23 protein-coding genes are annotated in these 26,347 nt (G+C 53.7%); 9 read left to right on the forward strand and 14 right to left on the reverse strand.

The annotated features are described in order from the left end of the window. The first annotated feature begins 239 nt into the window (after positions 1-239). The 4 genes from ACMGGS_RS04550 to ACMGGS_RS04565 are packed head-to-tail and all read left to right on the forward strand — an operon-like array spanning position 240 to position 4,326. Positions 240-1,826, forward strand: coding sequence for a PTS sugar transporter (locus tag ACMGGS_RS04550; RefSeq protein WP_414165209.1), 1,587 nt, complete (start codon positions 240-242; stop codon positions 1,824-1,826). A gap of 28 nt (positions 1,827-1,854) precedes the next feature. Further along, positions 1,855-2,694, forward strand: coding sequence for a histidine biosynthesis protein (locus ACMGGS_RS04555; RefSeq protein WP_414165210.1), 840 nt, complete (start codon positions 1,855-1,857; stop codon positions 2,692-2,694). A gap of 23 nt (positions 2,695-2,717) precedes the next feature. After that, positions 2,718-3,518, forward strand: a complete 801-nt coding sequence (locus ACMGGS_RS04560; RefSeq protein WP_414165211.1) for a Cof-type HAD-IIB family hydrolase — start codon at positions 2,718-2,720, stop codon at positions 3,516-3,518. Between the two features lie 49 nt (positions 3,519-3,567). After that, complete coding sequence (locus tag ACMGGS_RS04565) at positions 3,568-4,326, forward strand: DeoR/GlpR family DNA-binding transcription regulator (RefSeq protein ID WP_414166196.1); 759 nt, start codon at positions 3,568-3,570, stop codon at positions 4,324-4,326. 15 nt (positions 4,327-4,341) lie between these two features. Here the strand turns inward: ACMGGS_RS04565 and ACMGGS_RS04570 are convergent, their stop codons facing one another. Further along, the gene (locus tag ACMGGS_RS04570; protein WP_414165212.1) at positions 4,342-4,680 is read right to left on the reverse strand and encodes a helix-turn-helix domain-containing protein; all 339 of its coding nucleotides are present in this window, start codon (positions 4,678-4,680) and stop codon (positions 4,342-4,344) included. Positions 4,681-4,957: 277 nt separating this feature from the next. Here ACMGGS_RS04570 and ACMGGS_RS04575 point away from each other — a divergent pair, with 277 nt between their 5' ends. After that, positions 4,958-5,230: a DUF3811 domain-containing protein gene (locus ACMGGS_RS04575; RefSeq protein WP_414165213.1), complete on the forward strand. Its 273-nt coding sequence runs from the start codon at positions 4,958-4,960 to the stop codon at positions 5,228-5,230. On the opposite strand, the gene rluF is transcribed toward ACMGGS_RS04575, so the two are convergent. After that, the gene (gene rluF / locus ACMGGS_RS04580) at positions 5,227-6,102 is read right to left on the reverse strand and encodes a 23S rRNA pseudouridine(2604) synthase RluF (RefSeq protein WP_414165214.1); all 876 of its coding nucleotides are present in this window, start codon (positions 6,100-6,102) and stop codon (positions 5,227-5,229) included. The genes ACMGGS_RS04575 and rluF overlap by 4 nt on opposite strands. Positions 6,103-6,510: 408 nt before the next feature. On the opposite strand from rluF, the gene ACMGGS_RS04585 reads away from it, so the two are divergent. Then, complete coding sequence (locus ACMGGS_RS04585; protein WP_414166197.1) at positions 6,511-7,491, forward strand: hypothetical protein; 981 nt, start codon at positions 6,511-6,513, stop codon at positions 7,489-7,491. 248 nt (positions 7,492-7,739) lie between these two features. Here ACMGGS_RS04585 and ACMGGS_RS04590 read toward each other — a convergent pair whose 3' ends face one another. Next, the gene (locus ACMGGS_RS04590; RefSeq protein ID WP_414165215.1) at positions 7,740-8,672 is read right to left on the reverse strand and encodes a LysR family transcriptional regulator; all 933 of its coding nucleotides are present in this window, start codon (positions 8,670-8,672) and stop codon (positions 7,740-7,742) included. Between the two features lie 92 nt (positions 8,673-8,764). Between ACMGGS_RS04590 and ACMGGS_RS04595 the strand changes: the two genes are divergently transcribed. Then, the gene (locus ACMGGS_RS04595) at positions 8,765-9,241 is read left to right on the forward strand and encodes an N-acetyltransferase family protein (RefSeq protein ID WP_414165216.1); all 477 of its coding nucleotides are present in this window, start codon (positions 8,765-8,767) and stop codon (positions 9,239-9,241) included. 162 nt (positions 9,242-9,403) lie between these two features. Here ACMGGS_RS04595 and ACMGGS_RS04600 read toward each other — a convergent pair whose 3' ends face one another. The 3 genes from ACMGGS_RS04600 to ACMGGS_RS04610 all read right to left on the reverse strand — a co-directional run bounded on the left by ACMGGS_RS04600 (position 9,404) and on the right by ACMGGS_RS04610 (position 12,371). Then, on the reverse strand, positions 9,404-10,525 hold the full coding sequence (locus tag ACMGGS_RS04600; protein WP_414165217.1) for an alkene reductase: 1,122 nt from the start codon (positions 10,523-10,525) through the stop codon (positions 9,404-9,406). Positions 10,526-10,615: 90 nt separating this feature from the next. Continuing rightward, a complete protein-coding gene (locus ACMGGS_RS04605) occupies positions 10,616-11,383 on the reverse strand; it encodes an enoyl-CoA hydratase/isomerase family protein (protein WP_414165218.1) in 768 nt (255 codons plus the stop codon). Positions 11,384-11,507: 124 nt separating this feature from the next. Next, positions 11,508-12,371, reverse strand: a complete 864-nt coding sequence (locus ACMGGS_RS04610; protein WP_414165219.1) for a LysR substrate-binding domain-containing protein — start codon at positions 12,369-12,371, stop codon at positions 11,508-11,510. 382 nt (positions 12,372-12,753) lie between these two features. Between ACMGGS_RS04610 and ACMGGS_RS04615 the strand changes: the two genes are divergently transcribed. Beyond that, the gene (locus ACMGGS_RS04615) at positions 12,754-13,473 is read left to right on the forward strand and encodes an SDR family oxidoreductase (protein ID WP_414165220.1); all 720 of its coding nucleotides are present in this window, start codon (positions 12,754-12,756) and stop codon (positions 13,471-13,473) included. A 154-nt stretch (positions 13,474-13,627) separates the two neighbouring features. Here the strand turns inward: ACMGGS_RS04615 and ACMGGS_RS04620 are convergent, their stop codons facing one another. From ACMGGS_RS04620 to metH, 3 genes are all read right to left on the reverse strand, one after another. Beyond that, on the reverse strand, positions 13,628-15,259 hold the full coding sequence (locus ACMGGS_RS04620) for a Na/Pi cotransporter family protein (RefSeq protein ID WP_414165221.1): 1,632 nt from the start codon (positions 15,257-15,259) through the stop codon (positions 13,628-13,630). Positions 15,260-15,410: 151 nt separating this feature from the next. Beyond that, positions 15,411-15,866, reverse strand: coding sequence for a hypothetical protein (locus ACMGGS_RS04625; protein ID WP_414165222.1), 456 nt, complete (start codon positions 15,864-15,866; stop codon positions 15,411-15,413). A 36-nt stretch (positions 15,867-15,902) separates the two neighbouring features. Further along, entirely contained in the window at positions 15,903-19,586 is a 3,684-nt protein-coding gene (gene metH / locus ACMGGS_RS04630) for a methionine synthase (RefSeq protein WP_414165223.1), read from the reverse strand. A gap of 180 nt (positions 19,587-19,766) precedes the next feature. On the opposite strand from metH, the gene iclR reads away from it, so the two are divergent. Then, positions 19,767-20,594 carry a glyoxylate bypass operon transcriptional repressor IclR gene (iclR, locus tag ACMGGS_RS04635; protein ID WP_414165224.1) on the forward strand — a complete coding sequence of 276 codons (828 nt, stop codon included), beginning with the start codon at positions 19,767-19,769 and terminating at the stop codon, positions 20,592-20,594. Between the two features lie 22 nt (positions 20,595-20,616). Here the strand turns inward: iclR and ACMGGS_RS04640 are convergent, their stop codons facing one another. From ACMGGS_RS04640 to aceB, 5 genes are all read right to left on the reverse strand, one after another. Next, positions 20,617-20,910 carry a type II toxin-antitoxin system RelE/ParE family toxin gene (locus ACMGGS_RS04640; RefSeq protein ID WP_414165225.1) on the reverse strand — a complete coding sequence of 98 codons (294 nt, stop codon included), beginning with the start codon at positions 20,908-20,910 and terminating at the stop codon, positions 20,617-20,619. Between the two features lie 15 nt (positions 20,911-20,925). Next, the gene (locus tag ACMGGS_RS04645) at positions 20,926-21,192 is read right to left on the reverse strand and encodes a type II toxin-antitoxin system Phd/YefM family antitoxin (protein ID WP_414165226.1); all 267 of its coding nucleotides are present in this window, start codon (positions 21,190-21,192) and stop codon (positions 20,926-20,928) included. Between the two features lie 192 nt (positions 21,193-21,384). After that, positions 21,385-23,145, reverse strand: coding sequence for a bifunctional isocitrate dehydrogenase kinase/phosphatase (gene aceK, locus ACMGGS_RS04650; protein WP_414165227.1), 1,761 nt, complete (start codon positions 23,143-23,145; stop codon positions 21,385-21,387). A 126-nt stretch (positions 23,146-23,271) separates the two neighbouring features. After that, the gene (gene aceA / locus ACMGGS_RS04655) at positions 23,272-24,576 is read right to left on the reverse strand and encodes an isocitrate lyase (protein WP_414165228.1); all 1,305 of its coding nucleotides are present in this window, start codon (positions 24,574-24,576) and stop codon (positions 23,272-23,274) included. Between the two features lie 29 nt (positions 24,577-24,605). Beyond that, complete coding sequence (aceB, locus tag ACMGGS_RS04660; protein ID WP_414165229.1) at positions 24,606-26,207, reverse strand: malate synthase A; 1,602 nt, start codon at positions 26,205-26,207, stop codon at positions 24,606-24,608. Between the last annotated feature and the right edge of the window lie 140 nt (positions 26,208-26,347).

Below are 26,347 nucleotides of genomic sequence, written 5' to 3' on the forward strand. Positions count from 1 at the left end.
ACGATGGAGGGGATCTCCCTCCATTTTTGCCGCTTTTCTTTTGAACCCCATCACAAAACCACAAAATACAACACAAAACAAATAAAACAATTATTTATTTATATTCAATAAGATAAATTAAAAATGACTTTTATTAACCGGCTTTTAGCGTTTAATTTATGTTGATTTAGTTTGTTTTAATTGGGATTATGATTTCACTACAACACAGATAAAACCCTTACCCTATCTTCGAGGCCGCTATGAAAAAAATTGCGATTATTGGAAGCAGTGGAGGCAACCTCTACAACCTGGGTGGCGCAGAGCCAGAAAAGCTGCTCCAGGAAATTTACCAGCAGTGTGAAGCCGCAGGTGTCAATGTCGCCGCCGTGCAGTTTATCGCAGCGGAAGCGTCAATGGACGTCGCGAAACCGACGACGCCAGCGTCAGTTTTTGCATTAACCACAGAAAACCAACAAAAACCACAGCGGATCTTTCAGGGCAAGCTCTCGGAAGTGAACGCCTCGGTAGTGGAAAGCGATCGACGGATCGCTGACATGATCCGCAACGGCGAGATCGACGGGATCGTGGTGATGAGCGCCGATCCGGTGAGTGCCAACCAGGCGGTTTTTGCCGCTGCCGTTGAGATGAAAACCCCGATTGTCGGCACCGGCGGCACCTCCATGGCGCTGGTGGCGGCAAAAGGCGCGAACGTGGTCGCCACATCCGGCACGACCGGCACCACCAGCCGTACCCGCGCCGTCTCCTTCGTGGCGTCGCTGTGTAAACACTGGGGCATCAAGTACAAACCGCAGTTGGGCAGCGCGTCCCCTTCACAGGGCGGTTCCGGTAAAAGCCTGCTGAAGCGATTTAATATCCGCAGCATTATGATCCCTGCCCTGCCGGGCTTTATTGCCATGGCGATCGTTCTGGCGTTGAGCCACATTCCGGGGCTGGAAAAACTCAACGATATCTTTGAGATCCTGTTGAAAGGCTTGCCGGTGCTCGTCGCCGTGCTCGCGGCAAAACAAATTTCCGAGCTGGATGAAGTCTCTATTGTTTCCGGGGTGGTCGCCGGGGTGCTCTCCGTTGAAGGCGGCCTGATCGGCGGCATCATCGGCGGTCTGCTGGCGGGTATTTTTGTCCGCTGGCTGTTTGAACTGTGTCTGAACTGGCGCTTCCCGATGACCACCGTCAACATCGTGGCGGGCGGGATCTCGGGCCTTGCCGCCGGGTTGATCATGCACTATCTGCTGAGTCCGCTGGCGCTGGGTGCGGGTAATTACATCAAACTGGCGATCGAAAGCACGCTGGCGTTCAGCCCGGTGCTGGCCGGATTGCTGGCGGGACTGGTTATCTGGCCTGCCATTCTCGGCGGCGTCTATCATGCGGTGATCCTGCCGCTGGTACTGCTGGAGATGGAAAAATCCGGGGTCAGCTTCCTCGGCGCGGTGGATATGGTCGGCCTGGTGATGGTCGCTGCCGGTATTAATCTTGCCAACGTCATCGCACCGCGTGAAAAAAGCGAAGCAGCGGTCGCCACGCCCGGCCTGCTCATCAACCTGGGCTTCGGCACCTTTGTCGAATCCGCCTACCCGTTCATGTTCGCCAACAAAATCGTCTTCGGCTCCGCCATCGTCTGGGCGGGCCTCGGCGGCATGATGCTGGGCTTCTTTAACGTCAAAGGCGTGGCGTATGTGCCTGCGTTCGCCTCACCGTTCCTGTCCAGCAATGCGCTACAGATGGCGATCGTGATGTTCACCATCATGTTGCTGACCTGTATCACCACCATTATTGCCAACCGTTTTAAGGCTGTCGTACAGAAAGAATCCGTTACGGCAACTCACTAAGTTCATGCACCAACACCAGAGGTACACCATGTTTAAAGGCGATATGAATAAAAAACGCGCCAAAGCGTTACAGAAAGTCAAAGATGCCATCGCGCTGCACGGCGGGCAAACCATCCTCAGTACAGGGATCACCGGCGACGATGCTCGCCTGGCGAAGGCGGTCTGCGAAGCAGGCGTTAAGCTGCTGGAGCCGAACCATCCGGCCCTGGCGCTGGCGCGCGGCCACAAAGGCGTCAGCAATATGCACGCAGCGGAGCAGATCCGCCATGAAATCACCAACGGTCAAATGGCCGAGGCGGTACAGGGCGTGCGTAATGTCGTCCCGGACGATATCTTCATCACCGTCGGCATTGCAGGCGGTTTTACTGAAACCCTGCCCGTCCCGCTTAGCGAAACGGAGATCCTGGAGATTGCCCGCGCCGGGGCCGATGGGTTACACACGCATAAATCTGACTGGGACGATTTGCAGGATATCGTGGATCTCGCCCACCAGTACGGCCTGACCGTCGATGCCTACATTGGTCATCCGGACGACCTGCACACCTTCGGTATTGCAGCACGCACGCCGGAAGAAGTGGCCAGCGTGGCGAAACGGATGGAAGACATTGGCGTCGATATGATCGGTCTGATGACCGGCATGAGCTATGAAGGTGTAGCGGCGGGTGATATCCCCCAGACCATTAAAGATCGCCTTAAGGCGCTGGTGGGCGCGGTAAGCGTGCCGACGCTGGCGGAGGGTGGCATTAACGTCGCCAATGCCAAAGCGTTTAAAGATACCGGCGTCAATATTCTGGTGGTCGGCACAGCCATCGACAATATGGTTTGCAACGCCGCTAAACAGGCCGTTACGCCGTTTATCACCCATTAATTTGTCTTTCAGGGATGGGAAATATGTTGCTGGTCACCGATCTGGACGGAACGTTACTGACGTCGCAGAAGACAATTAGTCCCCTTACACGTCAGGCGCTGGTGGAGTTTCACCAGCGCGGCGGTCAGCTTGCCGCCTGTTCTGCCAGACCGGTATCCTCAATAGTGCGTCTGTTACAACAGCAAAATGTTGACGCGCTGTTTAGCTGGTGTGCCGGATTTAACGGCGGACAGATCCTGGAGGTGGCGCAGCAGCGTATTACGCATTCGGCCGCGCTCTCCTGCATGGATTTACGGGATATCGACCGACATATTTCCCTTTCCCGCTATGCGCACCATTTCTTTAGCGCAAAGGCGATTTATCACCGTTACGATCGGCCCGTTGCGCCATGGACGACCTATGAGGCCGAATTATTTATGCTCCCGCTTCTCTCCGCCGTGCCCGGTGCGCTTTTTGATCGCTCTGATATTTATAAAATCACCGTTGTGGCGGAGCAGTCAAAAATAAATCAGCTCAATACCGATATTAATAACCATCTTCCGTCTGGATTTAATGCCACAATTACCGGTGGAAATTATATTGATATTCAACGCGCAGAAATAAATAAAGGCTATGCCGTCAGCCAACTTATCCGCCAAATATCACTCCCTGCGATGCAGGTTGTGGCGATTGGCGATCAGCAAAACGATGTCAGTATGTTTGCCGCAGCCGACATCGGTATCGCGATGGGCAACGCGCCGGAGTCAGTAAAAAAGCAGGCCAGCTACGTCACCAGCACCAATGATGACGAGGGTATCGTCCGGGCGCTGGAGTGGTTGCGTTGACCTGCGCATCCAGTTACCATGCGGCAAAGCATGACGCTGGCGGACCATGATGAACCCGATAAAAAGAAGAAAACATATTCTTGATGAAGTAAACAAATTCGGTGAAGTGACCGTTATTAAATTATCGGAAACGCTAAACGTCACGTCAGAGACCATTCGCCGCGATCTCTCCCTGCTGGAGACCGAAGGCCAAATTACCAAAATTCACGGCGGCGCGGTCAAAAAGCAGGTAGTTCAGGAAGATGCTTTCAGCGCTCGCATTGATGCCCATCGTGAAGAGAAAATGGCGATTGCTAAACTGGCCGCCAGCATGGTCAGCGAGCGGGATACGCTGTTTATTGATTCCTGCACCACCAATCTTATTCTCGCCGAACACTTACCACCAATCGCTTTTTCGGTGATTACTAATTCCGCCTTAATCGCCGATAAAATAAAAGAACATAACCTTCAGGCCCGGGTTTATGTATTAGGCGGCGAATATGATTACCATTTTCGTGCCAACCTGGGTGTATCGGTTTGCCAGCAAATTAACGCTATCCATGCCGATATCTGTTTTATCGGCGCTGGCGGTATTTCCCCTCAGCACGGCGTGCTGGTGAAAAGCTTTGACGAAGCCTATGTCGCAAAGGCGATGATTACGATGAGCAAAAAATCGGTGATCCTTGCCGACCATACCAAATTTGGTCAGGACGGTGTGATGTGTATCGCGACCCTGAAAGAGATTGATAACATCATCACGGATAAAGGCTTTAAAACAACGGGTTATACTCATCAGGATTTTACCGGGAAGGTGCGGCTGGCGGAGTAAATATGCTCAGATACACTAGCCAACCTGCACCGATACAGGCTTGCCCAGTTTTACCAGCATCATAACCAGCGCATCCAGGGTGAATTTATTCGTTTTCTGGTTAACCACGTCAGACACGCGAGGTCGGGAAATGTTTAATTTTCGGGCAGCTTCCGTCTGTTTTAAATGATTCTCATCAATCCAGCCAGTAATCTCCTGCATAAGGTGCCGTTTAAGCGCGATAAGCTGTTCAACTTCTCTTTCAGCATCCTCATGAAGCTGGCTGGCTTCTGCTTCATTAAAACCCAGCTCAGTGAAGATATTGGCTTCTTCAGTAGTAACATGACGAATCTTACAATCAATGATATGACTCATTTTTGACTCCTGTATTCCTGCTGCACCGCCTGATAACGGACCTTAGCGATATGTTTATCACGGCCTGATGTTCGCTGCGTTTTATAATACCTCACTGTATAAAATTTTATACGCTTAAAAAAGTTATTTCCTCCGCTCAGGATGTGGCCTGAGGCTTTGAATACCCTACTGCAACCGGAGTTATCCTTCACTTCAGAAAAATGTAATTTGCGAGGCGCTTTCAGGAGGAGTTTTATTGCCGTACACTGGGCTCATCCGGCTGAATGAGGGCACCCACATGGCACTCCCCCGCATTACCCAAAAAGAGATGACTGAGCGTGAACAGCGCGAACTGAAAACGCTGCTCGACCGCGCCCGTATTGCGCACGGCCGCCTGCTGACCAACGCAGAGACCAACAGCGTGAAGAAAGAGTACATCGATAAGTTAATGGTGCAGCGAGAAGCAGAAGCGAAAAAAGCCCGCCAGGTGAAGAAAAAGCAGGCTTATAAACCCGATACAGAAGCATCGTTTTCCTGGTCGGCGAGCACGCCAACGCGCGGCAGACGTTAACGTCCCTTCTTCTTGCGTCCCGGCGAGGTAAAGCGTTTACCGTTTGCGGCCGGGCGCGCTTTCTCTTTCTCAGCGGATTTTTCGATCTTCACCACTGGTCGCTTGATGCCCGCCGTTTTCGGCTTTGCTTTTGCCTTTGGTTTTGCTTCTGAAGATGAGTTCTCAATCAGCTTAAACAGGGTGATCAGCTCATCATCGGTCAGATCGCGCCACTCACCCAGCGGCAAGCCTGACAGGCCGACATTCATAATGCGCGTGCGCTCAAGCTTCGTCACTTCATAGCCAAAGTGTTCGCACATGCGGCGGATCTGGCGGTTCAACCCCTGAATCAGAGTGATACGGAACACAAACGGCGCTTCTTTTTTTACCTTACACTTCTTCGTCACCGTGCCAAGGATTGGCACGCCCGCGCCCATTCCACGAATAAACTCGTCGGTAACCGGCTTGTCCACCGTCACCAGATACTCTTTCTCGTGATCGTTACCGGCGCGCAGAATTTTATTCACCAGATCGCCGTGATTGGTGAGGAAAATCAGCCCCTGCGAGTCTTTATCCAGACGGCCAATCGGGAACACGCGCTTGCTGTGGTTAACGAAATCGACAATGTTATCGCGCTCGCTGTCTTCCGTCGTGCTGACGATCCCCACTGGCTTATTCAGGGCGATAAACACCAGGTCTTCCGCTTCGCGCGGCTCAATCAACTGGCCATTAACCTTGACCACATCACCAGGATTCACCTGATCGCCGATGGTGGCGCGCTTGCCGTTGATGAAGACATTGCCTTGTTCGATAAAGCGATCCGCCTCGCGGCGCGAGCAGATGCCGCTTTCACTAATGTATTTATTTAATCGGATGGATGAGTCGGGCAGCATAAATTCTCCTGTAAAAGCGAAATATACCGCACCTGAAGGGGAGGAAAAACCGTCGCGTGCAGGTTCTGTTCGTTAAATGCGGTTTGTGATGTTTTCGATTGAGGGGGCAGGGACTATTCATGAGGAAATCGATGGTGTCTCGTAATGACTCTCGCTCGCCCTCTTAAAGGGTAACGGATTTTTAAAGTTCAAAATCCCTTTAGCAAAAAATCATCTACTATCCTTAGTACATGGAATAAATTTCCATTGTGATATTTGGTTTTTACTTTTTTTACGTTTATAGCCCTCCTTTTTATAAATGGCATCATCCGGCTCATGAAGAGCCTAAGTGTTGAAGGTGATTATGTTTCCTGTTTCTTCAAACAGTTCCTGGTTCCGAACGCAAAGATTAATCAAAGGACAACAGCTATGACTCACATCCACGAACACGACACAATTAATAACACGTATCCCGATGCTCGTCTGCCCCTGCCCGCCACGAGCAGCAGCGCTGTATCATGGGGTGCCATTTTTGCCGGCGCGGCAGCAGCGGCATCCCTCTCTTTGATTTTGCTTATGCTGGGTGCCGGTTTAGGTCTTACGTCCGTTTCGCCCTGGGAAAGTCGCGGGCTTGACGCCGGTACGGTGGGTATCGCTGCTATCGCCTGGCTGACGTTTACTCAAATTGTTGCGTCGGGTATGGGAGGCTATTTATCCGGACGACTGCGCACGAAATGGGTCGATACACAGCGCGACGAAGTTTATTTCCGCGATACCGCGCATGGTTTTTTGACATGGGCTGTGGCGGCGCTGATATCTGCTGCGCTATTAACGAGCACGGTGGGTTCCATCATTGGAGGAGGCGCTAAAGTCGTGGGTACCGTCGCCGGCGGGGCAGCGGCGACCACGGCGGCTGGTGCAGCGAGTATGGCGGACGGATCGTCTGGAGCACAGGGGTCGTCGATGAATTATTTCGTTAACTCGCTGTTCAGGGCGAACAATCCTGCCACACCGGCAAACAATGCTGCCGATCCCGCTTCGCCAGCTGCTCCTGCAACGCCACCTGCAGTTCATCAACCCGTTTCCCCTGCACAATTAGGTGAAGTGACCGGTATATTTGCTAACAGCATTACCACCGGCGCCTTACCCCAGGAAGATCGTCAGTATGTCGCGCAGTTGATTGCTCAAAATACGGGTATCAGTCAGCAAGAGGCTGAACAACGGGTACAGAGCACCTATGACAAAGCCCAGGCTAAATTAAAAGAAACGAAGGCGAAAGCGCAGCAAGCTGCCGATACCGCACGCAAAGCCACGAGTTATCTCATGCTCTGGACATTCATTTCTTTACTGGCAGGTGCCTTCGTAGCCAGCCTGTGTGCGACCTTCGGTGGCCGTCAACGTGATTTATAATCTTTAATTATACGAGGGGTTTAAAATGCGCTCATTATTACTGTTCTTTTTAGGTGTACCCATTCCAATCATTATCCTGATTGCACTGTTTTTCCATTAATGCTTGTGTGACGACATGGCATTTTAACCAGTCATATCAGGATTATCGCAAGCAAAACATAAATGCCCGAAAGGGCATTTATGTTCGCACCCTTTCACCACCGCAAAGGTCAACGACCTCCTGTAAGGCCCCCATGCCCCCGGCACATTCACCATCCTGAATTAACCTCTTTTGCCAGCGTTTGCAGCTTCGCTTTCAGCCAGTTAGTCGCGCCTCGCTGACCACTCCTTTTATGGGAATAAATTTTCACGTCAAACGAGCGTATTGCGAACGGCAATGGAAAAATCTTGATATTCATTGCCGGAATCAACTTCTCCGCGGCAAAACGGGGGATGGCCATCAGCAGGTCGCTTTGCGCAACAATAAACGGCGCGCTGAGCATAGACGGTGTTTTGATCGCTATCTGCCGTGTATATCCCATTTGCTCGAGCTGTAAATCCAGAACGCCCCGCTTTTCATTCCAGGGCGTCACAACAAGATGCCGTGCGGCAAGATAATCCTCCAGCGTCAGCTGTGTTCGGTTGGTATTGCTGATGACGACATACTCATCTTCGAACCAGCCGATCTCGTCCAGCTCCGGATGCCGGATATCATCCGACGTGCTGAATCCAAGCGCCAGATCCACTTCGCCCGCCAGCAGTTCCGTCAGCGCCGGGCTGTGCGGCAGATAGAGTAGTTCAAAGCGCAAGCCGGGCGCTTCGTGCTGCAGTTTGTGCATCAGGGCAGGGAAAATACAAAACGCGGTGAAATCTGTTATCGCAATCTGTAAACACTCCGTACTAGCGGCGGCTGCAAACTCCGTTTGCGGCGTCAGCTCCTGATTGAGGAATTTCAGTGACGAAGCAATAGAAGGCGCGAGCTGTGTAGCATACACGCTGGGGCACATACGGTGCCCTTCCCGGTAAAATAACGGGTCATTGAGCGTGATACGCAGCCTCGACAGCGCATGGCTCAGTGCCGAGGTGCTCATCGCCAGTTCATCCGCTGCCAGGCGAACGGAACGGTGACGATAAATCGCGTCAAAAACAGGCAGAAGATTTAAATCAAGCCGCCTTAATGCTGGATGCATAATATTCATCATTTAGTGATTTCATTGCACTTAATTCTCCTGACAATAACCCTTATGCTTAACGCCATCAATGTCGACACCATTCAGAAATGACAGGAAAACTAATGAGTATCACAATTCGCCAGGCCCGCCCGGAAGATGCAACGGCAATTTACGATATGATCTATGAACTGGCTGTGTATGAAAAAGCGCCAGAAGAAGTGATCACCACGCCAGACGAGATCCGGGAAACCCTCTTTGGTGCAGGTAGTAAAACCGAAGCGTTGATCTGTGAGATTGAAGGTAAAACCGTAGGGTATGCCGTTTTCTTCACCAGCTATTCCACATGGCTCGGGCGTAACGGTATCTATATGGAAGATTTGTACATTTCACCTGATTATCGTGGCCAGGGGGCGGGAAGAGCGCTGCTGAAAAATATCGCGCAATACGCCGTGAAACGACAGTGCGGCCGCCTTGAATGGAGCGTGCTGGACTGGAACCAGCCTGCCATTGATTTTTACCTGAGCATTGGTGCATTGCCGCAGTCTGAATGGGTACGCTATCGCCTTGATGGTGAAGCCCTGCTGAAATTTGCCGAATAAAAGTACCTTAATAGTGAGAAGACGCCGTCGAAGCGGGGTCTTCTTTTCTACATTTATCCCGTCTGTACTCTTATTAACGCGCTCCTCAAGCGATCTGGTATTACACTGGAATACCAGATATTCGATCACGCCTGACAGCCCATTACGTTGCTGGCGATTCAATTACTCCTCTACAGACGTAAACACAGGAAAATCACTATAGCCTCGTTCGTCTCCACCAAAGAAAGCGTCACGATTGTATGCCGTGAGAGGGAACGCGTGTCGAATCCGATCCGGAAGATCGGGATTTGAGGTAAAAAGGCGGCCAAAGGCAATCAGGTCGGCCTCCCCCCTTTGCAGGGTATCTTCTGCATCCTCTGGCTTGAACCCTCCCGCCGCAATGATTGTTCCCTGATAAAACGCGCGCAAATCACGGCTGGCAACCGGGTTTTCATAATAGCCTGCGTTCCGATCTTCCGGTCCTACAATGCGGGGTTCAATAATGTGCAGATAAGCCAGCTCAAACCGGTTCAACTGTTCGACCAGATAACGGAACGTTGCCATGGGATCGCTGTCATGCATATCACCATAAATACCGCCTGGCGAAATACGCACTGCAACGCGTCCCGTGCCCCAGATATCAGTCAGGACGCCAACTGACTCAAGCAAAAAGCGCGCCCGATTTTCAAGGGTACCGCCATAGCTATCGGTGCGTTGGTTACTGCCATCAAGTAGAAACTGCTCAGGCAAATAGCCATTAGCGGCATGGAGTTCTACCCCATCAAATCCAGCGTCTCTGGCTCGAATAGCAGCCTGTCGTAACTCATTCATAAGATCCTGAATCTCATCCACGTCCAGCGCACGTGGAACAGGGAAAAGCTTGCCCTCATAGGCCCCTTGCTCATTTTTAACTACGCCATAAGTATCTTTTGCGATGAGTGCCGAAGGGGCTACGGGTTGGTGTCCTGATGACAGTTCTGGCAACGACTGGCGGCCGGGATGCCAGAGCTGAAGCACAATTTGGCTGCCGCGAGCGTGCACGGCGTCCACCAAACGCTGCCATCCCGCCTGCTGTTCGTCAGTAAAGATGCCTGGCGCATCCTCATAAGCATTAGCAAAGGGAGAAATCGCCGTGGCTTCCGCAATGAGAAGACCTCCCTGACTCGCACGTTGGCGGTAATATTCAATCATAAGGTCCCCAGGTACGCCGCCTTGCACGGTTCTCATTCGCGTGGTGGGTGCCATGACGACACGGTGATTCAGCTGCAGTTTTCCTGCTGTAACGGGTGAGAGTAACGCGTTCATAATTTCTCCTCCGCAGTGACCTGGAGCCTCCCAACAGGAAACACCTTCCCACTGCAATAATAAATTCGATGAGTCGGGGATGTGGGTGGCTCACTGCTGGGCCATGGTGTGGGCAACCTGAGCTGCGCTTATCCCTTCCAGAGCCAGTCCGTATCCAATCCCTTCTTCTAAGAGGCGTTTCAGTCGTTGCGTCAAGGCGATACGGGTATAGCGTGAGGTCAGTGGCGGAAGAGCCGCAATACCGTCTGCAATTTCATGGGCGCGGGCAAGGAGGCGATCTGCAGGCACGATTTCGTTAACCACACCCCAGTCTTGCGCCGTTTCTGCATCAAGTACCTGGCGGGTGAGCAAGAAGTAGCGACCGCGAATCGAGCCGATGACTTCCGGCCACAAGATGTGTACACCATCACCGGGTACAATCCCGAATTCGAAATGCGGTTTGTCCTGAAAAACCGTTTCTGGCGTGGCCAGTATGATATCGGTCAGTAGTGCATATTCGCTATGAAGCAATACCGGGCCATTTAGCGCCGTAATCATCGGGACGTCGATATCCAGAATGTTGCTGAGCACTTTTCTGCCTTCGCGTAAAATTTTGTCGAAACCTGATGGACTGAAGAAATCGAAACCTTCCGGGCTAATAGCGTCCATAAAGGCATCACCCGACCCGGTCAGGATCACCACCCGGTTTTCCCGGTCTTCGCTGATGGCGTGGAATAAGGCAACAAACTGTTCATGGGTATGACCATTAAAGATCAGTTTTTCACCGTCGGTGTGGAATTTTACCTCCAGTACGCCGTTCGGTTTTCGGGTCAGACGAGCACTGGAGAAGGCGTTACGATAAGTTTCAAACGTTGACATAATGGCAATCCTCGTTGTTGTCAGTCCGGAATGGCTGGCCGTGAAACAACAATATTTCATTCCCAGTGGAATGGGATCGCCTCAAAATTAGATAATAACTATTCCGCTATGGAATAAGCTGTTTTCACTTTTCCGCCATGACGGATTCGACAAAGCCAGCGAACTGCCTTGCTTTGGCACTCGCCAGTCGTCCACCAGGAAAAACGGCCCACAGATCTATGGAGGGCAGTTGCCATGACGTCAGCACCTTGCGAACGGTGCCATTTTTTAACTCCTCTGCAAACATCCAGTCGGAAGCAATACATAACCCCATATCACTCAGCACGGCAGCACGTTGCCCCTCAGCGGCGCTAACACGAATGCGTCCATTCACGGCGATGGAAACGACCGCCTCCTGGTGGGTGAATGACCAGAGACTGGGCTGTGGGGTATAAAGGATCGCCTCATGTTCTGCGAGTTCGGCCGGTGTTTTCGGTTCACCTTTTTTCGTGAGATAACCGGGTGTAGCCATCACCGATCGGGGTCCTGTAGCCAGCTTGCGTGCTACCACACCAGAATCGGGTAAATTTCCCATGCGCAGCGACACATCTATGCCTTCGGCAATCAGATCGATTACCCGATCATCAAGAATGACGTCGACGTCCAGTTCCGGGTGTTCCGCCAAAAACCGTGGGAGTTGGGGAATAATATGCAGCCTGGCAAACGTTGTTGCTGCTGAAATCCGCAATTTACCGGATAACCCTTTTCCGGCACCTCTGGCCGCCAGTTCAGCCTCGTCGGCTTCCTGCAAGGCGGCCTGTGCCCGCTCGTAATAGCGTTGCCCGGCTTCGGTTGGGGTCAAACCGTGGGTCGATCGGGTCAGCAAACGCGTCTGTAACCGCGATTCCAGTTGGGCGACGATTTTAGATACCGCAGGCTGACCGATATTGAGCTGCCTTGCAGCCGCAGAAAAGGAGCCGGTGTCCACAACCCGGATATACGTTGCCATTGCCTGAAAGCGATCCATTTCATTCCCCTGAAGAATAAATGTTATCCCAGCAGCATATCTTCCATTCCTTGTGCAGGCCGTCCAATATCTTTCACAGCCAGCGGAAATGGCTGACAACAATCGTTGGCCCGCCGCGTTGCCTGATTATCGGGTCGGTTTGTATCAATCGTTAAAGAACAATTTACCTCTGTTTAACGGGGTGATAGCGGGATGCTTGCCGTATCTGCTCGCCTGTCATTGACCAGGAAGATATCAGAAGTGAATCCAGACTATGTCTGTCAACCAACCCCGTAAGACAGGCTGCCTTCGCTGCGACATATTCGTAGCCTCTAATCCCCTTTTTTCTCTCGCGAGAGATAACTGCGCTTATTAACCGGAGTGAATGATGAAGAGAACGTATTTAATCACTGGTGGCAGCAAAGGCATTGGCCTGGCACTGGCCCAGCGTCTCGTCGAAGCAGGCTATCAGGTTGTGGGAATTGCACGAAATGTCAGTGATAATTTTCCTGGAACTCTGATCAGAGCAGATCTTGCAGACGTTAAACAAACCCAAAAGACTTTTGAACAATTACGTCAACGATTCGCCTTTGATGGCATCGTAAACAATGTTGGTCTGGTTAAGCCGCAGCGCCTTGAGACAGTGGATTTAGCCTCATTTGAAGACGTTATGCGAGTCAACCTCTATCCGGCAATACAGGGAACTCAGACCATTCTGGAGGGTATGAAAGATCGGGGCTGGGGCCGAATTGTCAATATCTCCAGTCTTACCGTACTCGGCAGCGTTGAGCGAACCGCTTATGCCGCCGCAAAAGCGGCCCTGATCAGTTTTACCCGTAACTGGGCGCTGGAACTCGCACAGACCGGCATTACCGTGAATGCGGTTGCGCCAGGCCCCACTGAAACGGCACTATTTCGGGCAAACAATCCGCCAGGAAGTGCGGGAGAAGAGCGATATCTTGCGGGCGTCCCCATGAAGCGATTCGGGCAACCGGATGAGATTGCAGCAACCATTGCCTTTCTTATGTCGGAGGATGCGGCTTTTATAACCGGGCAAACGTTATATGTTGATGGTGGTGCATCAATAGGCAATTTACTGTTTTAACACCTGAAATATTCTGGGGCGATCGGTGCGTTGAATGCCGGATGGCGCTGCGCTTATTCGGCCTACAAAATGAGCCAGGGCGGCAACCGTAGGCCCGTGCAAGCGACAGCGCCGCCGGGCGGGTAATCAAAAGCAGCGCTGGATAAGCTCTTTATCAATACTCATCCCGCTCATCATCTTCGTCGGGCTGTTCCAGCACACCGTAAGCCACCGAGCAAAACAGCGAGTTCAGACGCTTCATATCGCCCAGTAGCCCAAGGTGCAACGAGCTGGTCTCGATGCTCTGCACGTTCTGCTGATGCAGGCGGTCAACGTGCGCGTGCGAGTAGCGGCGATTGAGGATGCGGAAACGGTGTTTACTGCGGCGAAGGCGGCGGGCGCTGGTGACGTCGCCGGAGAAGAAGACGGTCATCGCCAGTTTGAGGTTATTAAGAAGCTGCTCGTAAAGCGCATCCAGTTCTTTTACGCCTTCCAGGGAAAATGCCCGCCGCGCGGCCAGCGATTTATCGGCGATTTCGCTGCCCATACGTTCGATAATATCCGAGGCCTGTTCAAGGTTGAGCGACATCTCAATAATCTCCGCCCAGCGCCGGGACTCCTCCTCCGCCAGTTCATCTTTCGGCATCCGCGCCAGATAGAGCTTGATGGCGGTATAGAGCACGTTGATATCGTCGGCGAGTTTGCGCAGCTCTTTTTCCTGGCGTGGTTCGCCGTGCATCACCTGTTTCAGGCCGTCCAGCATCTGCTCCATCGCGTCGCCCATGCGCAGAGTTTCCCGCGCGGCGTTGGCCAGCGCCAGGGTTGGCGTATCCAGCGCACTGGTATCCAGATGTTTCGGCTTCAGGCGCGCATCCAGTTCCGGTTCGTCGCGGATCACCCGCTCGCAAAAACGCGCCATGACGCCTGCGAAAGGCACCATCGCCAGGCAGCGGATCAGGTTGTAGAAGACGTGGAAGTAGATCACCATTTCGGCTTCCGGCAACGGCAGATTGTCCATCGCATTCGCCAGCATATGCACGAATGGCAGGATAATCAGACTTCCCACCAGCTTAAATAACAAGCTTCCCAGCGCTACCCGGCGGGCAGCGGCATTGGCGGCGCTATTGTTGAGCATCGCCAGCAGGCCGGAACCAAGGTTCGCGCCAATGACCAGGCACAGCGCCACCGGGAAGGAGATAATGCCTGCCGTGGTCAGGGTCGCCGTTAAGAGTACGGCCGCCAGACTGGAGTAGCTGATAATGGCGAAGACCGCACCAATCAGCGCGTCCAGCATGATATCGCCGGTAAGAGAGGCAAAGATAACCTGCACGCCGTTGGCCTGGGTGATAGGCGTAACGGCCTGCACGATAAGCTCCAGCGCCTGTAAAATCAGGCCGAGGCCGATGGCTACACGCCCCAGTTGTCCGGCGCGCGACTGCTTACGTCCGAGGAAGAAAATCACGCCAACAAAAATAAGCAGCGGCGATAGCCACGAGAGATCGAAAGTAAGAATACGCGCCATCAGCGCGGTCCCGACGTCAGCGCCCAGCACAATCACCAGCGCCGGGGTGAGTGCCACCAGGTCCTGCGCGACAAACGATGTGACCAGCATGGTGGTGGCATTACTGCTTTGCACCAGCGCGGTCACGCCAATACCCGCGCTGAAAGCGAGCGGTTTTTTCTCAACGCTGCGGCTAAGTACGGTACGTAATCGCGCCCCGAAGACGCGCATGACGCCGGTGCGCACGATGTGGGTGCCCCAGACCAGCAGGGCGACGGCAGAAAGCAGGTGAAGCAGGATTAACACGGAAGGAGTGCCTCCTTAATTGTTATTAGTGTCCTTCATACAAAAACGAGCAGACGCCGCGCGTGTTCAGCGAGGCGCTTACCTCAGTATAAGTGGTTAACGGTAATAAAGTGACAAGACGGTTACAGAACGCCTCATTTGTTGTAAGACGCTATTTCGCGGCAGGCAGGCTTTTAGCCGTTTTGCACCAGACGACAGAGCCTATTTTAAGTATTTCCACCGCAATGAAGGTTGGTAGCGTGACCCCAACACCGCTGACTCCCGTGGAATATATCAGCAACGTAAGGAGAGGAATGGAGCCGGTGAAGGTGATAATCCGCATCCCTTCCTGAATAATGAAAAACAGGGTGTTGATGTCTCTTTTACCGATAAACGACCATGCCGAGTAGAACAGCGTTATCTTCAGAACAAAGCCGAACGCAAACAATGTCAGTATCCACACGACCAGCCCGCCGCCAGCGCCATAGCTGGTCACTGAATCCCGAAAATGAACAATGTCGGTGATAAAAGGGATCCGGTCTCTGTAGATCGCCAGCGCGATATAGCTCGCCAGCGCCAGTAGATCCATGGTGCCCCAAAAAATATAAATGCCCTTTTTTAAACGCATAGTGTGCTTCCTTTCAGGCTGGTGATCCGTTAATGATTAATCCGCATCGTACCCCAGATTCGGTGCCAGCCAGCGTTCGACGTCGGCCACGCTCATGCCTTTACGTCGCGCATAGTCTTCAACCTGGTCGCGTTGGAGCTGCGCCACGGCGAAGTATTTGCTGTCGGGATGGCTGAAGTACCAGCCAGAGACCGAGGCGCCCGGCCACATAGCGAAAGACTCAGTGAGCTTCATGCCGGTATGTTCTTCTACGCCCAGCAACTGCCAGATAGTCCCTTTCTCGGTATGTTCCGGGCAGGCCGGATAACCCGGCGCGGGGCGAATCCCCTGGTAGTTCTCGCGGATCAACTCCTCGTTGCTGAGGTTTTCGTGCGCCGCATAGCCCCAGTACACTTTACGTACCCGCTCGTGCAGATATTCAGCAAAGGCTTCCGCCAGGCGGTCGGCGATCGCTTTGACCATGATCTTGTTGTAATCATCGTGTTGCGCGTCGTAAGCCTCTGCCAGCGCGTCTTCTTCCAGCCCGCCAGTGACGGCGAAGGCACCGAGGTAATCCGCCTTGCCGCTCAGTTTCGGTGCCACGAAATCGGCCAGGCAGTAGTTGGCAAAGCCGACTTTTTCCGTCTGCTGACGCAGATGATGGCTGACGGTGAGCACATGCGTGCGCGTCTCGTCGCGGTAGATTTCGATGTCATCGCCCACGCGGTTGGCAGGAAAGAGTCCCACCACGCCGCGCGGGTTGAGTGATTTCTCTGCGCTTAATTGATCGAGCATGGCGTTAGCATCGTTAAACAGGCGCTGCGCTTCCTCGCCCACCACCTCATCTTCGAGGATGCGTGGATATTTCCCCGCCAGCGACCAGGTCATAAAGAACGGCGTCCAGTCGATATAGTTGCGCAGGGTGTCGATGCTGGCGGTGACTTCCTGCACACCCAGGCGATGCGCGACCGGCGGAGTATAACTCTGCCAGTCAAATGCGAGATCGTTATCACGCGCTGCCGCCAGCGTCACCGGCGGCGTGCGCGGTTTCTTGCGTCCATGCTGGATGCGCACGGTGTCGTACTCTTTACGGGTACGGGCGACAAACTCATCACGTTGAGTATCAGACAGCAATGCCGACACCACACCGACAGTGCGGGAGGCGTTTTGTACGTAAACCGTCGGACCGCTGTAGTTCTGCTCGATTTTCACCGCAGTATGCGCTTTGGACGTGGTCGCGCCGCCAATCAGTAGCGGAATGGTAAAGCCCTGACGCTCCATCTCTTTCGCCACGTTCACCATTTCATCCAGCGAGGGGGTAATCAGCCCGGAGAGGCCGATCAGGTCCGCATTGACCTCTTTCGCGGTTTTGAGGATCTTATCTGCCGGTACCATCACGCCGAGATCGATAATTTCGTAGTTATTACACTGCAACACCACGCCAACAATGTTTTTGCCGATGTCGTGCACGTCACCCTTTACGGTCGCGATGACCATCTTACCGTTGCTGGAGCCTTTCTCCTTACTGGCTTCAATATAGGGTTCGAGCCAGGCCACCGCCTGTTTCATCACGCGGGCGGATTTCACCACCTGTGGCAGGAACATTTTACCTTCGCCGAACAGATCGCCGACCACATTCATACCGTCCATGAGTGGACCTTCGATGACGTCAATCGGCCGCGTCGCCTGCTGGCGGGCTTCTTCGGTGTCCTGCTCGATAAACTCGGTGATGCCTTTGACCAGCGAGTATTCGAGACGTTTTTTCACGTCCCAGGAGCGCCATTCCGCCTGCTGAGCGTTAGCAGTCTCGTCGGTTTTGCTGCCGCGATATTTTTCCGCCAGTTCCAGCAGTCGCTCGGTGCCGTCGTCGCGACGGTTGAGGATCACGTCCTCTACCGCGTCGCGCAGCTCGGCAGGCAAATCGTCATAAATCGCCAGTTGCCCGGCGTTAACGATGCCCATATCCATGCCGTTGCGGATAGCGTAATAGAGGAATACCGCATGAATCGCTTCGCGCACCGGGTCGTTGCCACGAAACGAGAAGGAAACGTTGGAGACGCCGCCGGAAATCAGCGCGTGCGGCAGTTCGCGTTTGATGTCTTCACAGGCACCGATAAAATCCTGCGCGTAGTTGTTATGCTCTTCAATGCCGGTGGCAACCGCAAAGATGTTCGGGTCGAAGATAATGTCTTCCGGCGGGAAGCCCACCTCTTCGGTCAGGATGTTATAGGCGCGGCGGCAAATCTCGATTTTACGCTCGCGGGTATCCGCCTGGCCGACTTCATCAAAGGCCATCACTACCACGGCGGCACCGTAGCGGCGCACCTTTTTCGCATGCTCAATAAACGGCTCAACGCCTTCTTTCATTGAGATAGAGTTAACGATGCCTTTGCCCTGAATGCACTTCAGCCCTTTTTCAATGACCTCCCATTTGGAGGAGTCGATCATGATGGGCACCCGGGCGATGTCCGGCTCACCGGCAATCAGGTTGAGAAAACGCACCATTGCCGCCTCGGCATCAAGCATCCCCTCGTCCATGTTGATATCGATAATCTGTGCGCCGCTTTCCACCTGCTGACGCGCCACATCCAGCGCTTCGCTGTATTTTTCTTCTTTAATCAGGCGCTTGAATTTGGCGGAGCCGGTAACGTTAGTACGTTCACCGACGTTGACGAACAGGCTGTCGTCGCCGATGTTCAGCGGTTCCAGCCCGGAAAGACGGCAGGCCACCGGAATATCCGGCAACCGGCGCGGCGGCAGGCCTTCAACCGCCCGGCTCATGGCGGCGATATGCTCCGGCGTCGTGCCGCAGCAGCCGCCGACAATGTTCAGGAAGCCCGATTCCGCCCATTCGCGGATCTGCGTCGCCATGGTGTCGGCGTCGAGATCGTATTCACCAAAGGCGTTGGGCAGCCCGGCGTTCGGGTGCGCGGTGACATAGCATTCGGCAATGCGCGAGAGTTCCTGCACGTACTGGCGCAGTTCGTCCGGCCCCAGCGCGCAGTTCAGGCCGAAGGTGAGCGCGTCGGCGTGGCGCAGGGCATTATAAAAGGCTTCGGTCGTCTGGCCGGAGAGCGTGCGGCCGGAGGCGTCGGTGATGGTGCCGGAGATCATGATCGGCAGTTCCACGTCCAGCGCTTCAAATTCTTCTTTCACCGCGTAAATGGCGGCTTTGGCGTTGAGCGTATCAAAGATGGTTTCAATGAGGATCAGATCCGCGCCGCCTTCCACCAGCGCTTTGGTGGATTCCCGATACGCCGCCACCAGCTGATCGAAAGTAATGTTGCGATACGCCGGATCGTTCACGTCCGGAGAGATAGACGCCGTGCGGTTAGTCGGACCAAGCACGCCTGCGACATAACGCGGTTTTTCCGGCGTGCGGGCAGTCCATTCGTCGGCGCAGGCGCGCGCCAGTTTTGCCGCGGCAAAGTTGATTTCCGCTGACAGGGATTCCATCTGGTAATCCGCCATCGCGATGGTCGTCGAGTTAAAAGTGTTGGTTTCGATAATATCCGCACCCGCCTCAAAGTAGGCGTTGTGGATAGCGGCGATAGTCTCTGGCTGGCTGAGCACCAGCAGGTCGTTATTGCCTTTCAGATCGCACGGCCAGTCGGCAAAGCGCTCGCCGCGAAAATCCTGCTCATCCAGACGGTAGCCCTGGATCATGGTGCCCATGCCCCCATCCAGAACCAGAATACGCTTGTTTAACTGCTCACGCAGTTGCTCCACTTTGCTGCTCACACTCGCTCCCGACAACGCTCAACGTAACACGCCATACTGGCACAAAGCGTGCAGGCGGAAAAGAGAACAGTCCTGAACATGAGACAAGTTCATTCACACTCATCCGATGAGCATGGTTGTTGTTGCATTATACTCAAATAAAACGAAAATGATTTCCACGATACAGAAAAGGAGTTGCTTATGGTTGCCCCCGTCCCCGCAAAACGCGGCAGAAAGCCCGCCCCCGCCACCGCACAACAGGCAACCGGCCAGGTTCAGTCTCTGACGCGCGGTTTAAAGCTGCTGGAGTGGATTGCTGAATCCAACGGCAGCGTCGCGCTGACCGAGCTGGCGCAGCAGGCTGGTTTACCCAACTCCACGACGCACCGTTTATTGACCACCATGCAGCAGCTTGGCTTTGTCCGTCAGGTCGGCGAACTGGGACACTGGTCCGTGGGCGCGCATGCTTTTATGGTCGGCAGCAGCTTTTTGCAGAGTCGTAATCTGCTGGCGATTGTTCACCCGATCCTGCGCGCGCTGATGGAAGACTCCGGCGAGACGGTGAACCTGGCGGTGCTCGATCAGAGCGATCATCAGGCCATTATTATCGATCAGGTGCAGTGTACGCAGCTGATGCGTATGTCGGCTCCCATCGGCGGTAAGCTGCCGATGCACGCGTCTGGCGCGGGGAAAGCGTTTCTTTCGCAATTAAGCGAAGAGCAGGTGACCGGGTTGCTGCATCGTCAGGGGCTACATGCGTATACGCATGCCACGCTGGTGTCGCCGCTGCATCTGAAGGAAGATCTCGCCCAGACGCGCAAACGCGGCTATTCCTTCGATGATGAGGAGCACGCGCTCGGCCTGCGCTGCGTGGCGTCGTGTATTTATGACGAACATCGCGAACCGTTTGCGGCCATTTCTATTTCGGGGCCAATATCGCGTATTACCGATGACCGGGTGACCGAGTTTGGTGCGATGGTGATTAAGGCGGCGAAAGAGGTAACGCTGGCCTATGGCGGAGTGCGGTGATTTTTGCATCTCTGGCACAACGTTACAGAGAATGATGTGGATCCTGCTTTTCATGCAATATCGCCAGAACGAGAACACCTGTCGCGACTTCACGATAATAAATAATATGGCTTTCTACTGGAAAGCTGCGGATAACGGGAAAAAGATCGTCGCTGCGGTCACGCCCGGGAGAGGGATGTCTGTCGAGAACTCCTGTTATCGTCGCGCGAATGACGGAGGAATAGACTTCTGCAACTTCCTTTCCCCAACGACGCGTTGAATAAATTCTGATTGCGCGAATATGCTCTTTAGCTTTAGTCGTAAATTTAACGCTCATCCCTTAGCTTTGCCCTCAATGACCGTTTAGTTCATCCTGAGTTAAGGGGCCAAATACGTCGTCAATACTGTGTAGCTCCCCTTTCTCGGCCTGCGCCAGCGATTCAGCCAGAACGGCTTTCAGACTCTGTAATTTGAGTTCAGTAAAACGATCATATTCTTCAGGGGAAATAACTACGGCCACTCGCTTACCGTGTTTGCTGATCTCCACCGGTTCATGCTGGGCTTTCATCAATAAATCTCCAAACTGGTTCTTGGCTTGCTGCGCGGGCATAACGTGCATACATTCTTCTCCCGTCTAAAATGGCTTGAATGTCCAATACAGACATAATAGAAAGAAGATGTTGACGACTCCAGTGAAATCATCGTTAACCCGCCTGCACTGCACCTCGTTGTTAGCATCTCAAATACCTGCACCCGCGATTTACAGACGACGATACGGTGCCAAAGGGTAAAGTGCCAGCCACCCGTTTCATTACTGGAAAGCGGCTCGCAAAAGCGCAGGTTCCGTCGCGCCGTAGCGCACGCTAAACCGCTGCCGACGGCGATAGGCGTACACATCCTCTACATGACCTTCGCGGATACGCGCCTGTAACGACCGCCAGTAGTCGGCGCGAAAAAGGTCGGCGTGCATCTCTTCAAACAGCGGACCGATACGCGGATCGGCGCACAGCCAGTGGCGAAACTCTTCCGGAAAGACATCACCCGGCGCGACGCTATACCAGGGTTCGCTGGACAGTTCATCTTCCGGGTAGCGCGGCGGCGGGATATCGCGGAAATTCACTTCCGTCATATAGCAAATTTCATCGTAATCGTAGAACACCACGCGACCGTGACGGGTGACCCCGAAGTTTTTAAACAGCATATCGCCGGGGAATATGTTGGCGGCGGCAAGCTGCCGAATAGCATTGCCATACTCTTCAATCGCATCGCGCAGTTGCTGACCCTCTACCCGCTCCAGCCAGATATTCAGCGGCACCATACGGCGTTCGATATAAAGATGGCGGATAACAATGCGATCGCCGAGATCGGCGATTTTTTCCGGCACTTCTTCTTGTAAAAGCGCCATCAGCGCCGCAGAGATCTGCCTTTTCTCCAGCACGAAGTTTTCAAACTCCTGGGTATCCGCCATGCGCCCGACGCGATCGTGCTCTTTGACCAGTTGATAGCAGGCGCGCACGTGCGCCGCAGACATCTCCTTTTGCGGGGCGAATTTATCTTTGATGATTTTGAATACCCGGTCGAAGCCCGGCAGGGTGAACACCAGCATCACCATGCCGCGAATGCCTGGCGCTTCAATAAATTGCTCGTCGGTGTTGGCGAGGTAAGCCAGATACTCACGGTAGCTTTCGGTTTTTGCATGCTTCTGGCAGCCGATCGCCATGTACAGTTCGGCAGTGGTCTTGCCCGGCAGGATCTCCCGCAGCCACTCGACCAGCGCGGCAGGCAGCGGTGCATAAACCATGAAATAGGAGCGGGCAAAACCAAACACGATGCTGGCCTCGTCACTACCTGTCAGACAGGCATCAACAAAGAGTTCGCCGTCATCCGAGCGGTGGATCGGCAGCAAAAAGGGCAGCGTGCCCGTCGGGGTGACTATTTTACCCACCAGCCACGCGGCTTTATTACGATAAAAAAGTTCATTGGCGATATGCAGATGCGCCTGGCACAATAGCTCATCGCCGAACGTTTCCGTCAGTTGCGCGATAATGTAGCCCACATCGCGCAGGCGATCCTGCCAGGGTAAACGCAGCGGTAAATCGCTTAACATTTTACCCAGCAGCGTCTCCCAGCCGTGTTCAGGGGAGAAGGTCTTCGCCAGCGGACGGGGAATGGTGCGAAAGCGGCGTTCTGGCTGGGAGCTGAAAATAAAAAGCCGCTCGGGTGTTAACGAGCGGTGGTCAAATAACCGGCAATAGACGGAGTTAAAGAAGCTTTCCGCTATCTCAAAGCGAGGGTAATCCGGGAGTAAGGCGGTATAGTGCTGTTTTACCCGCAGCAGGAATTCTGCATCGGTACTTTTGCCATCGGTGATGCAGCGCAACTGCTCGACAACCAGGCCGACGTGATGGTCGTAGAGATGAATACGGTTTTTCATCGCCTGCTGAACGGCGTGCCAGTCCGCCTGTTCAAAGCGCTGTTGCGCGCCGGAGGTGACCTCCAGGAAACGACCGTACTGCGCGTCGAAGCCTTGCAGGATGGTTTGCGCTATGAGTAATTCCAGGCTTCGCGTCATCGTGGCTCCTGTTTAAGGGCTTCCCCTCATCCCCCCTCTCCCTGAGGGAGAGAGAGAAAGCGGCTCCGGTGCCTGACTCTGCGGGAGTCAGGTTGGTTCCCCCCTCTTTTCAGGGAGAGGGGGTGCTCAGAACTGCGATTCTTCCGTGGAACCCGTCAACGCGGTAACAGAAGAAGCTCCACCCTGAATAATGGTCGTTACCTTATCAAAGTAGCCGGTGCCCACTTCCTGCTGGTGCGACGCGAAGGTGTAGCCTTCTTTGCTGGCAGCAAACTCCGGCTGCTGAACCTTCTCAACGTAGTGCTTCATGCCTTCGCCCTGCGCGTAGGCATGCGCCAGGTCGAACATGTTAAACCACATGCTGTGAATGCCCGCCAGCGTAATGAACTGGTACTTGTAGCCCATCTCTGATAGTTGCTGCTGGAAGCTGGCGATGGTTTTATCGTCCAGATTCTTCTGCCAGTTAAACGACGGCGAGCAGTTATAGGCCAGCAGTTTGCCGGGGTATTTCGCGTGGATAGCGTCAGCAAAACGTCTGGCAAGCTCCAGGTCCGGCGTGGAGGTTTCACACCATACGAGGTCGGCATACGGCGCGTAGGCCAGACCGCGGCTGATCGCTTGTTCAATACCTGCACGAGTGCGGTAGAACCCTTCACTGGTGCGCTCACCGGTGATAAATTCGCTGTCATAAGCGTCGCAGTCGGAGGTGATCAAATCCGCCGCATCGGCATCGGTACGGGCGATCAGTACCGTCGGAACGCCCATCACGTCAGCCGCCAGACGCGCGGCGACCAGTTTCTGAATCGCTTCCTGCGTCGGAACCAGTACCTTCCCGCCCATGTGCCCACACTTCTTCACAGAGGCGAGCTGATCTTCGAAATGCACCGCCGCTGCACCGGCGGTAATCATCGATTTCATCAGTTCGAAAGCGTTCAGCACGCCGCCAAAACCGGCTTCCGCATCAGCGACGATCGGCAGGAAATAATCCACATGACGCGGATCGTTTGGCTCAATACCGGACGACCACTGGATCTGATCCGCGCGGCGGAAGGTATTGTTGATCCGATCCACCACCGCCGGCACCGAGTTTGCCGGATACAGCGATTGATCCGGGTACATGCTGGCAGCCAGGTTCGCGTCCGCTGCCACCTGCCAGCCAGAAAGATAGATCGCCTCGATCCCGGCTTTCGCCTGCTGCAATGCCTGACCGCCGGTCAGCGCGCCGAGGCTGTTGATATACCCTTTCTTCGATTCACCATTCAGTAAGCGCCACATTTTAGCCGCGCCAAGCTGCGCCAGCGTGCATTCCGGATTCACCGAGCCGCGTAATTTCACCACTTCCTCCGCGCTAAACGGGCGACGAATGCCTTCCCAGCGCGGTTGTGTCCATTCTTTTTGTAATTCTTCGATTTGTTGGGTACGAGTTTTCATATGCAGATGCTCCATTTTTGTAGGGTGAATTACGCCAGCAGGCGGTAGCCAGGCAAGGTCAGGAAATCGATTAAGTCATCTGAAGTGGTGATCTGCTCCATCAGGCGCGCAGCGTCAGTAAAGCGCCCGCTGCTGAAGCGGTGCTCACCGAGTTCTTCCTGAATCACCTGCATCTCTTCCGCCAGCATCTGACGGAACAGGGATTTAGTGACAGGTTTGCCGTTACTCAGCGTTTTTTCGTGATGGATCCACTGCCAGATCGAGGTACGGGAAATTTCCGCCGTTGCAGCATCTTCCATCAGACCGTAAATCGGCACGCAGCCGTTGCCCGAGATCCACGCTTCGATGTATTGCACCGCCACGCGAATATTGGCGCGCATCCCCTCTTCGGTACGCTCGCCTTCGCAGGGAGCCAGCAGTTGTTCGGCGGTGATCGGCGCATCGTCGTCACGGGTAACGGATAGCTGGTTTTTGTTCGCGCCCAACACATCGTTGAAAATAGCCATCGCCGTATCTGCCAGACCGGGATGAGCAACCCAGGTACCATCGTGACCGTTATTCGCCTCCAGCGCTTTGTCCGCTTTCACTTTGTTGAGCACCTGTGTATTACGCACAGCATCTTTGCTGGGAATAAACGCCGCCATGCCGCCCATCGCAAATGCACCACGCTTGTGGCAGGTTTTGATCAGCAGACGCGAATAGGCGCTGAGGAAAGGCTTGTCCATGGTGACGACCTGGCGGTCAGGCAGCACGCGGTCCGGGTAGTTTTTCAACGTTTTGATATAGCTGAAGATATAATCCCAGCGCCCACAGTTCAGGCCTACAATATGATCGCGCAGGGCGTGCAGGATCTCATCCATCTGGAAGACGGCAGGCAAGGTTTCAATCAATAACGTTGCTTTGATGGTGCCGCGCGGCAGGTTAAAACGATCTTCGGTATAGCTGAAAACCTCACTCCACCACGCGGCCTCCTGCCAGGACTGTGTTTTGGGCAAATAGAAATAGGGGCCACTGCCCTTTGCCAGCAACGCCTTGTGGTTGTGAAAAAAGTACAACGCAAAGTCAAACAAGCTGCCAGGAATCGCTTCGCCGCGCCAGGTAACGTGTTTTTCAGGCAGATGCAGACCGCGAACGCGACAAACCAGCACTGCCGGGTCAGGTTTGAGCTGATAAATTTTTCCGGCTTCGTTGGCATAGCTGATGGTGCCGTTAACCGCGTCACGCAGGTTAATTTGTCCATCAATCACTTTGTTCCAGTCGGGAGCCAGTGAATCTTCGAAATCGGCCATAAACACTTTCACGTTGGCGTTCAGGGCATTAATCACCATCTTGCGCTCGACCGGGCCAGTGATCTCGACGCGACGATCCTGTAAATCATCCGGAATACCACGAATAGTCCAGTCGCTATTTCTAATGGAATCGGTTTCCGAAATAAAATCCGGCAACGTACCGTTATCAATATCCCGCTGCTGCTGAACGCGTGCGGCAAGAAGTTGATTGCGTTTTGGCGTAAACCGGGTCACCAGTTCGCTGAGAAATTCTGTGGCTTCCGGCGTCAGGATTTGCTTTTCCTGTTCGCCGTAAGGCTGGCTAAAGGCCAGTTCATCTGCGGTTTCTGCCTGTTGTGTCATTGCGCTGCTCCTCGTCGTTTTTGATCCAGGATCGTCTACCGTGCGAACGGAAGATCGTTGTCGGTTTTTCGTTCAGCACAATCAAGACTACTTAAATAAATTCTAAAATCAAAAACTATTTCCATTTTAAATTTAAATAA

It is taken from the genome of Superficieibacter sp. BNK-5, from assembly GCF_047456055.1.
Taxonomy (GTDB): domain Bacteria; phylum Pseudomonadota; class Gammaproteobacteria; order Enterobacterales; family Enterobacteriaceae; genus Superficieibacter.

Bases quoted from the DNA above. Each gene is read 5' to 3' on its own strand.
- ACMGGS_RS04550 (WP_414165209.1), top strand. From the start codon at position 240: ATGAAAAAAATTGCGATTATTGGAAGCAGTGGAGGCAACCTCTACAAC.
- ACMGGS_RS04555 (WP_414165210.1), top strand. From the start codon at position 1,855: ATGTTTAAAGGCGATATGAATAAAAAACGCGCCAAAGCGTTACAGAAA.
- ACMGGS_RS04560 (WP_414165211.1), top strand. From the start codon at position 2,718: ATGTTGCTGGTCACCGATCTGGACGGAACGTTACTGACGTCGCAGAAG.
- ACMGGS_RS04565 (WP_414166196.1), top strand. From the start codon at position 3,568: ATGAACCCGATAAAAAGAAGAAAACATATTCTTGATGAAGTAAACAAA.
- ACMGGS_RS04570 (WP_414165212.1), bottom strand. From the start codon at position 4,680: ATGAGTCATATCATTGATTGTAAGATTCGTCATGTTACTACTGAAGAA.
- ACMGGS_RS04575 (WP_414165213.1), top strand. From the start codon at position 4,958: ATGGCACTCCCCCGCATTACCCAAAAAGAGATGACTGAGCGTGAACAG.
- rluF (WP_414165214.1), bottom strand. From the start codon at position 6,102: ATGCTGCCCGACTCATCCATCCGATTAAATAAATACATTAGTGAAAGC.
- ACMGGS_RS04585 (WP_414166197.1), top strand. From the start codon at position 6,511: ATGACTCACATCCACGAACACGACACAATTAATAACACGTATCCCGAT.
- ACMGGS_RS04590 (WP_414165215.1), bottom strand. From the start codon at position 8,672: ATGATGAATATTATGCATCCAGCATTAAGGCGGCTTGATTTAAATCTT.
- ACMGGS_RS04595 (WP_414165216.1), top strand. From the start codon at position 8,765: ATGAGTATCACAATTCGCCAGGCCCGCCCGGAAGATGCAACGGCAATT.
- ACMGGS_RS04600 (WP_414165217.1), bottom strand. From the start codon at position 10,525: ATGAACGCGTTACTCTCACCCGTTACAGCAGGAAAACTGCAGCTGAAT.
- ACMGGS_RS04605 (WP_414165218.1), bottom strand. From the start codon at position 11,383: ATGTCAACGTTTGAAACTTATCGTAACGCCTTCTCCAGTGCTCGTCTG.
- ACMGGS_RS04610 (WP_414165219.1), bottom strand. From the start codon at position 12,371: ATGGCAACGTATATCCGGGTTGTGGACACCGGCTCCTTTTCTGCGGCT.
- ACMGGS_RS04615 (WP_414165220.1), top strand. From the start codon at position 12,754: ATGATGAAGAGAACGTATTTAATCACTGGTGGCAGCAAAGGCATTGGC.
- ACMGGS_RS04625 (WP_414165222.1), bottom strand. From the start codon at position 15,866: ATGCGTTTAAAAAAGGGCATTTATATTTTTTGGGGCACCATGGATCTA.
- iclR (WP_414165224.1), top strand. From the start codon at position 19,767: ATGGTTGCCCCCGTCCCCGCAAAACGCGGCAGAAAGCCCGCCCCCGCC.
- ACMGGS_RS04640 (WP_414165225.1), bottom strand. From the start codon at position 20,910: ATGAGCGTTAAATTTACGACTAAAGCTAAAGAGCATATTCGCGCAATC.
- ACMGGS_RS04645 (WP_414165226.1), bottom strand. From the start codon at position 21,192: ATGCACGTTATGCCCGCGCAGCAAGCCAAGAACCAGTTTGGAGATTTA.
- aceK (WP_414165227.1), bottom strand. From the start codon at position 23,145: ATGACGCGAAGCCTGGAATTACTCATAGCGCAAACCATCCTGCAAGGC.
- aceA (WP_414165228.1), bottom strand. From the start codon at position 24,576: ATGAAAACTCGTACCCAACAAATCGAAGAATTACAAAAAGAATGGACA.
- aceB (WP_414165229.1), bottom strand. From the start codon at position 26,207: ATGACACAACAGGCAGAAACCGCAGATGAACTGGCCTTTAGCCAGCCT.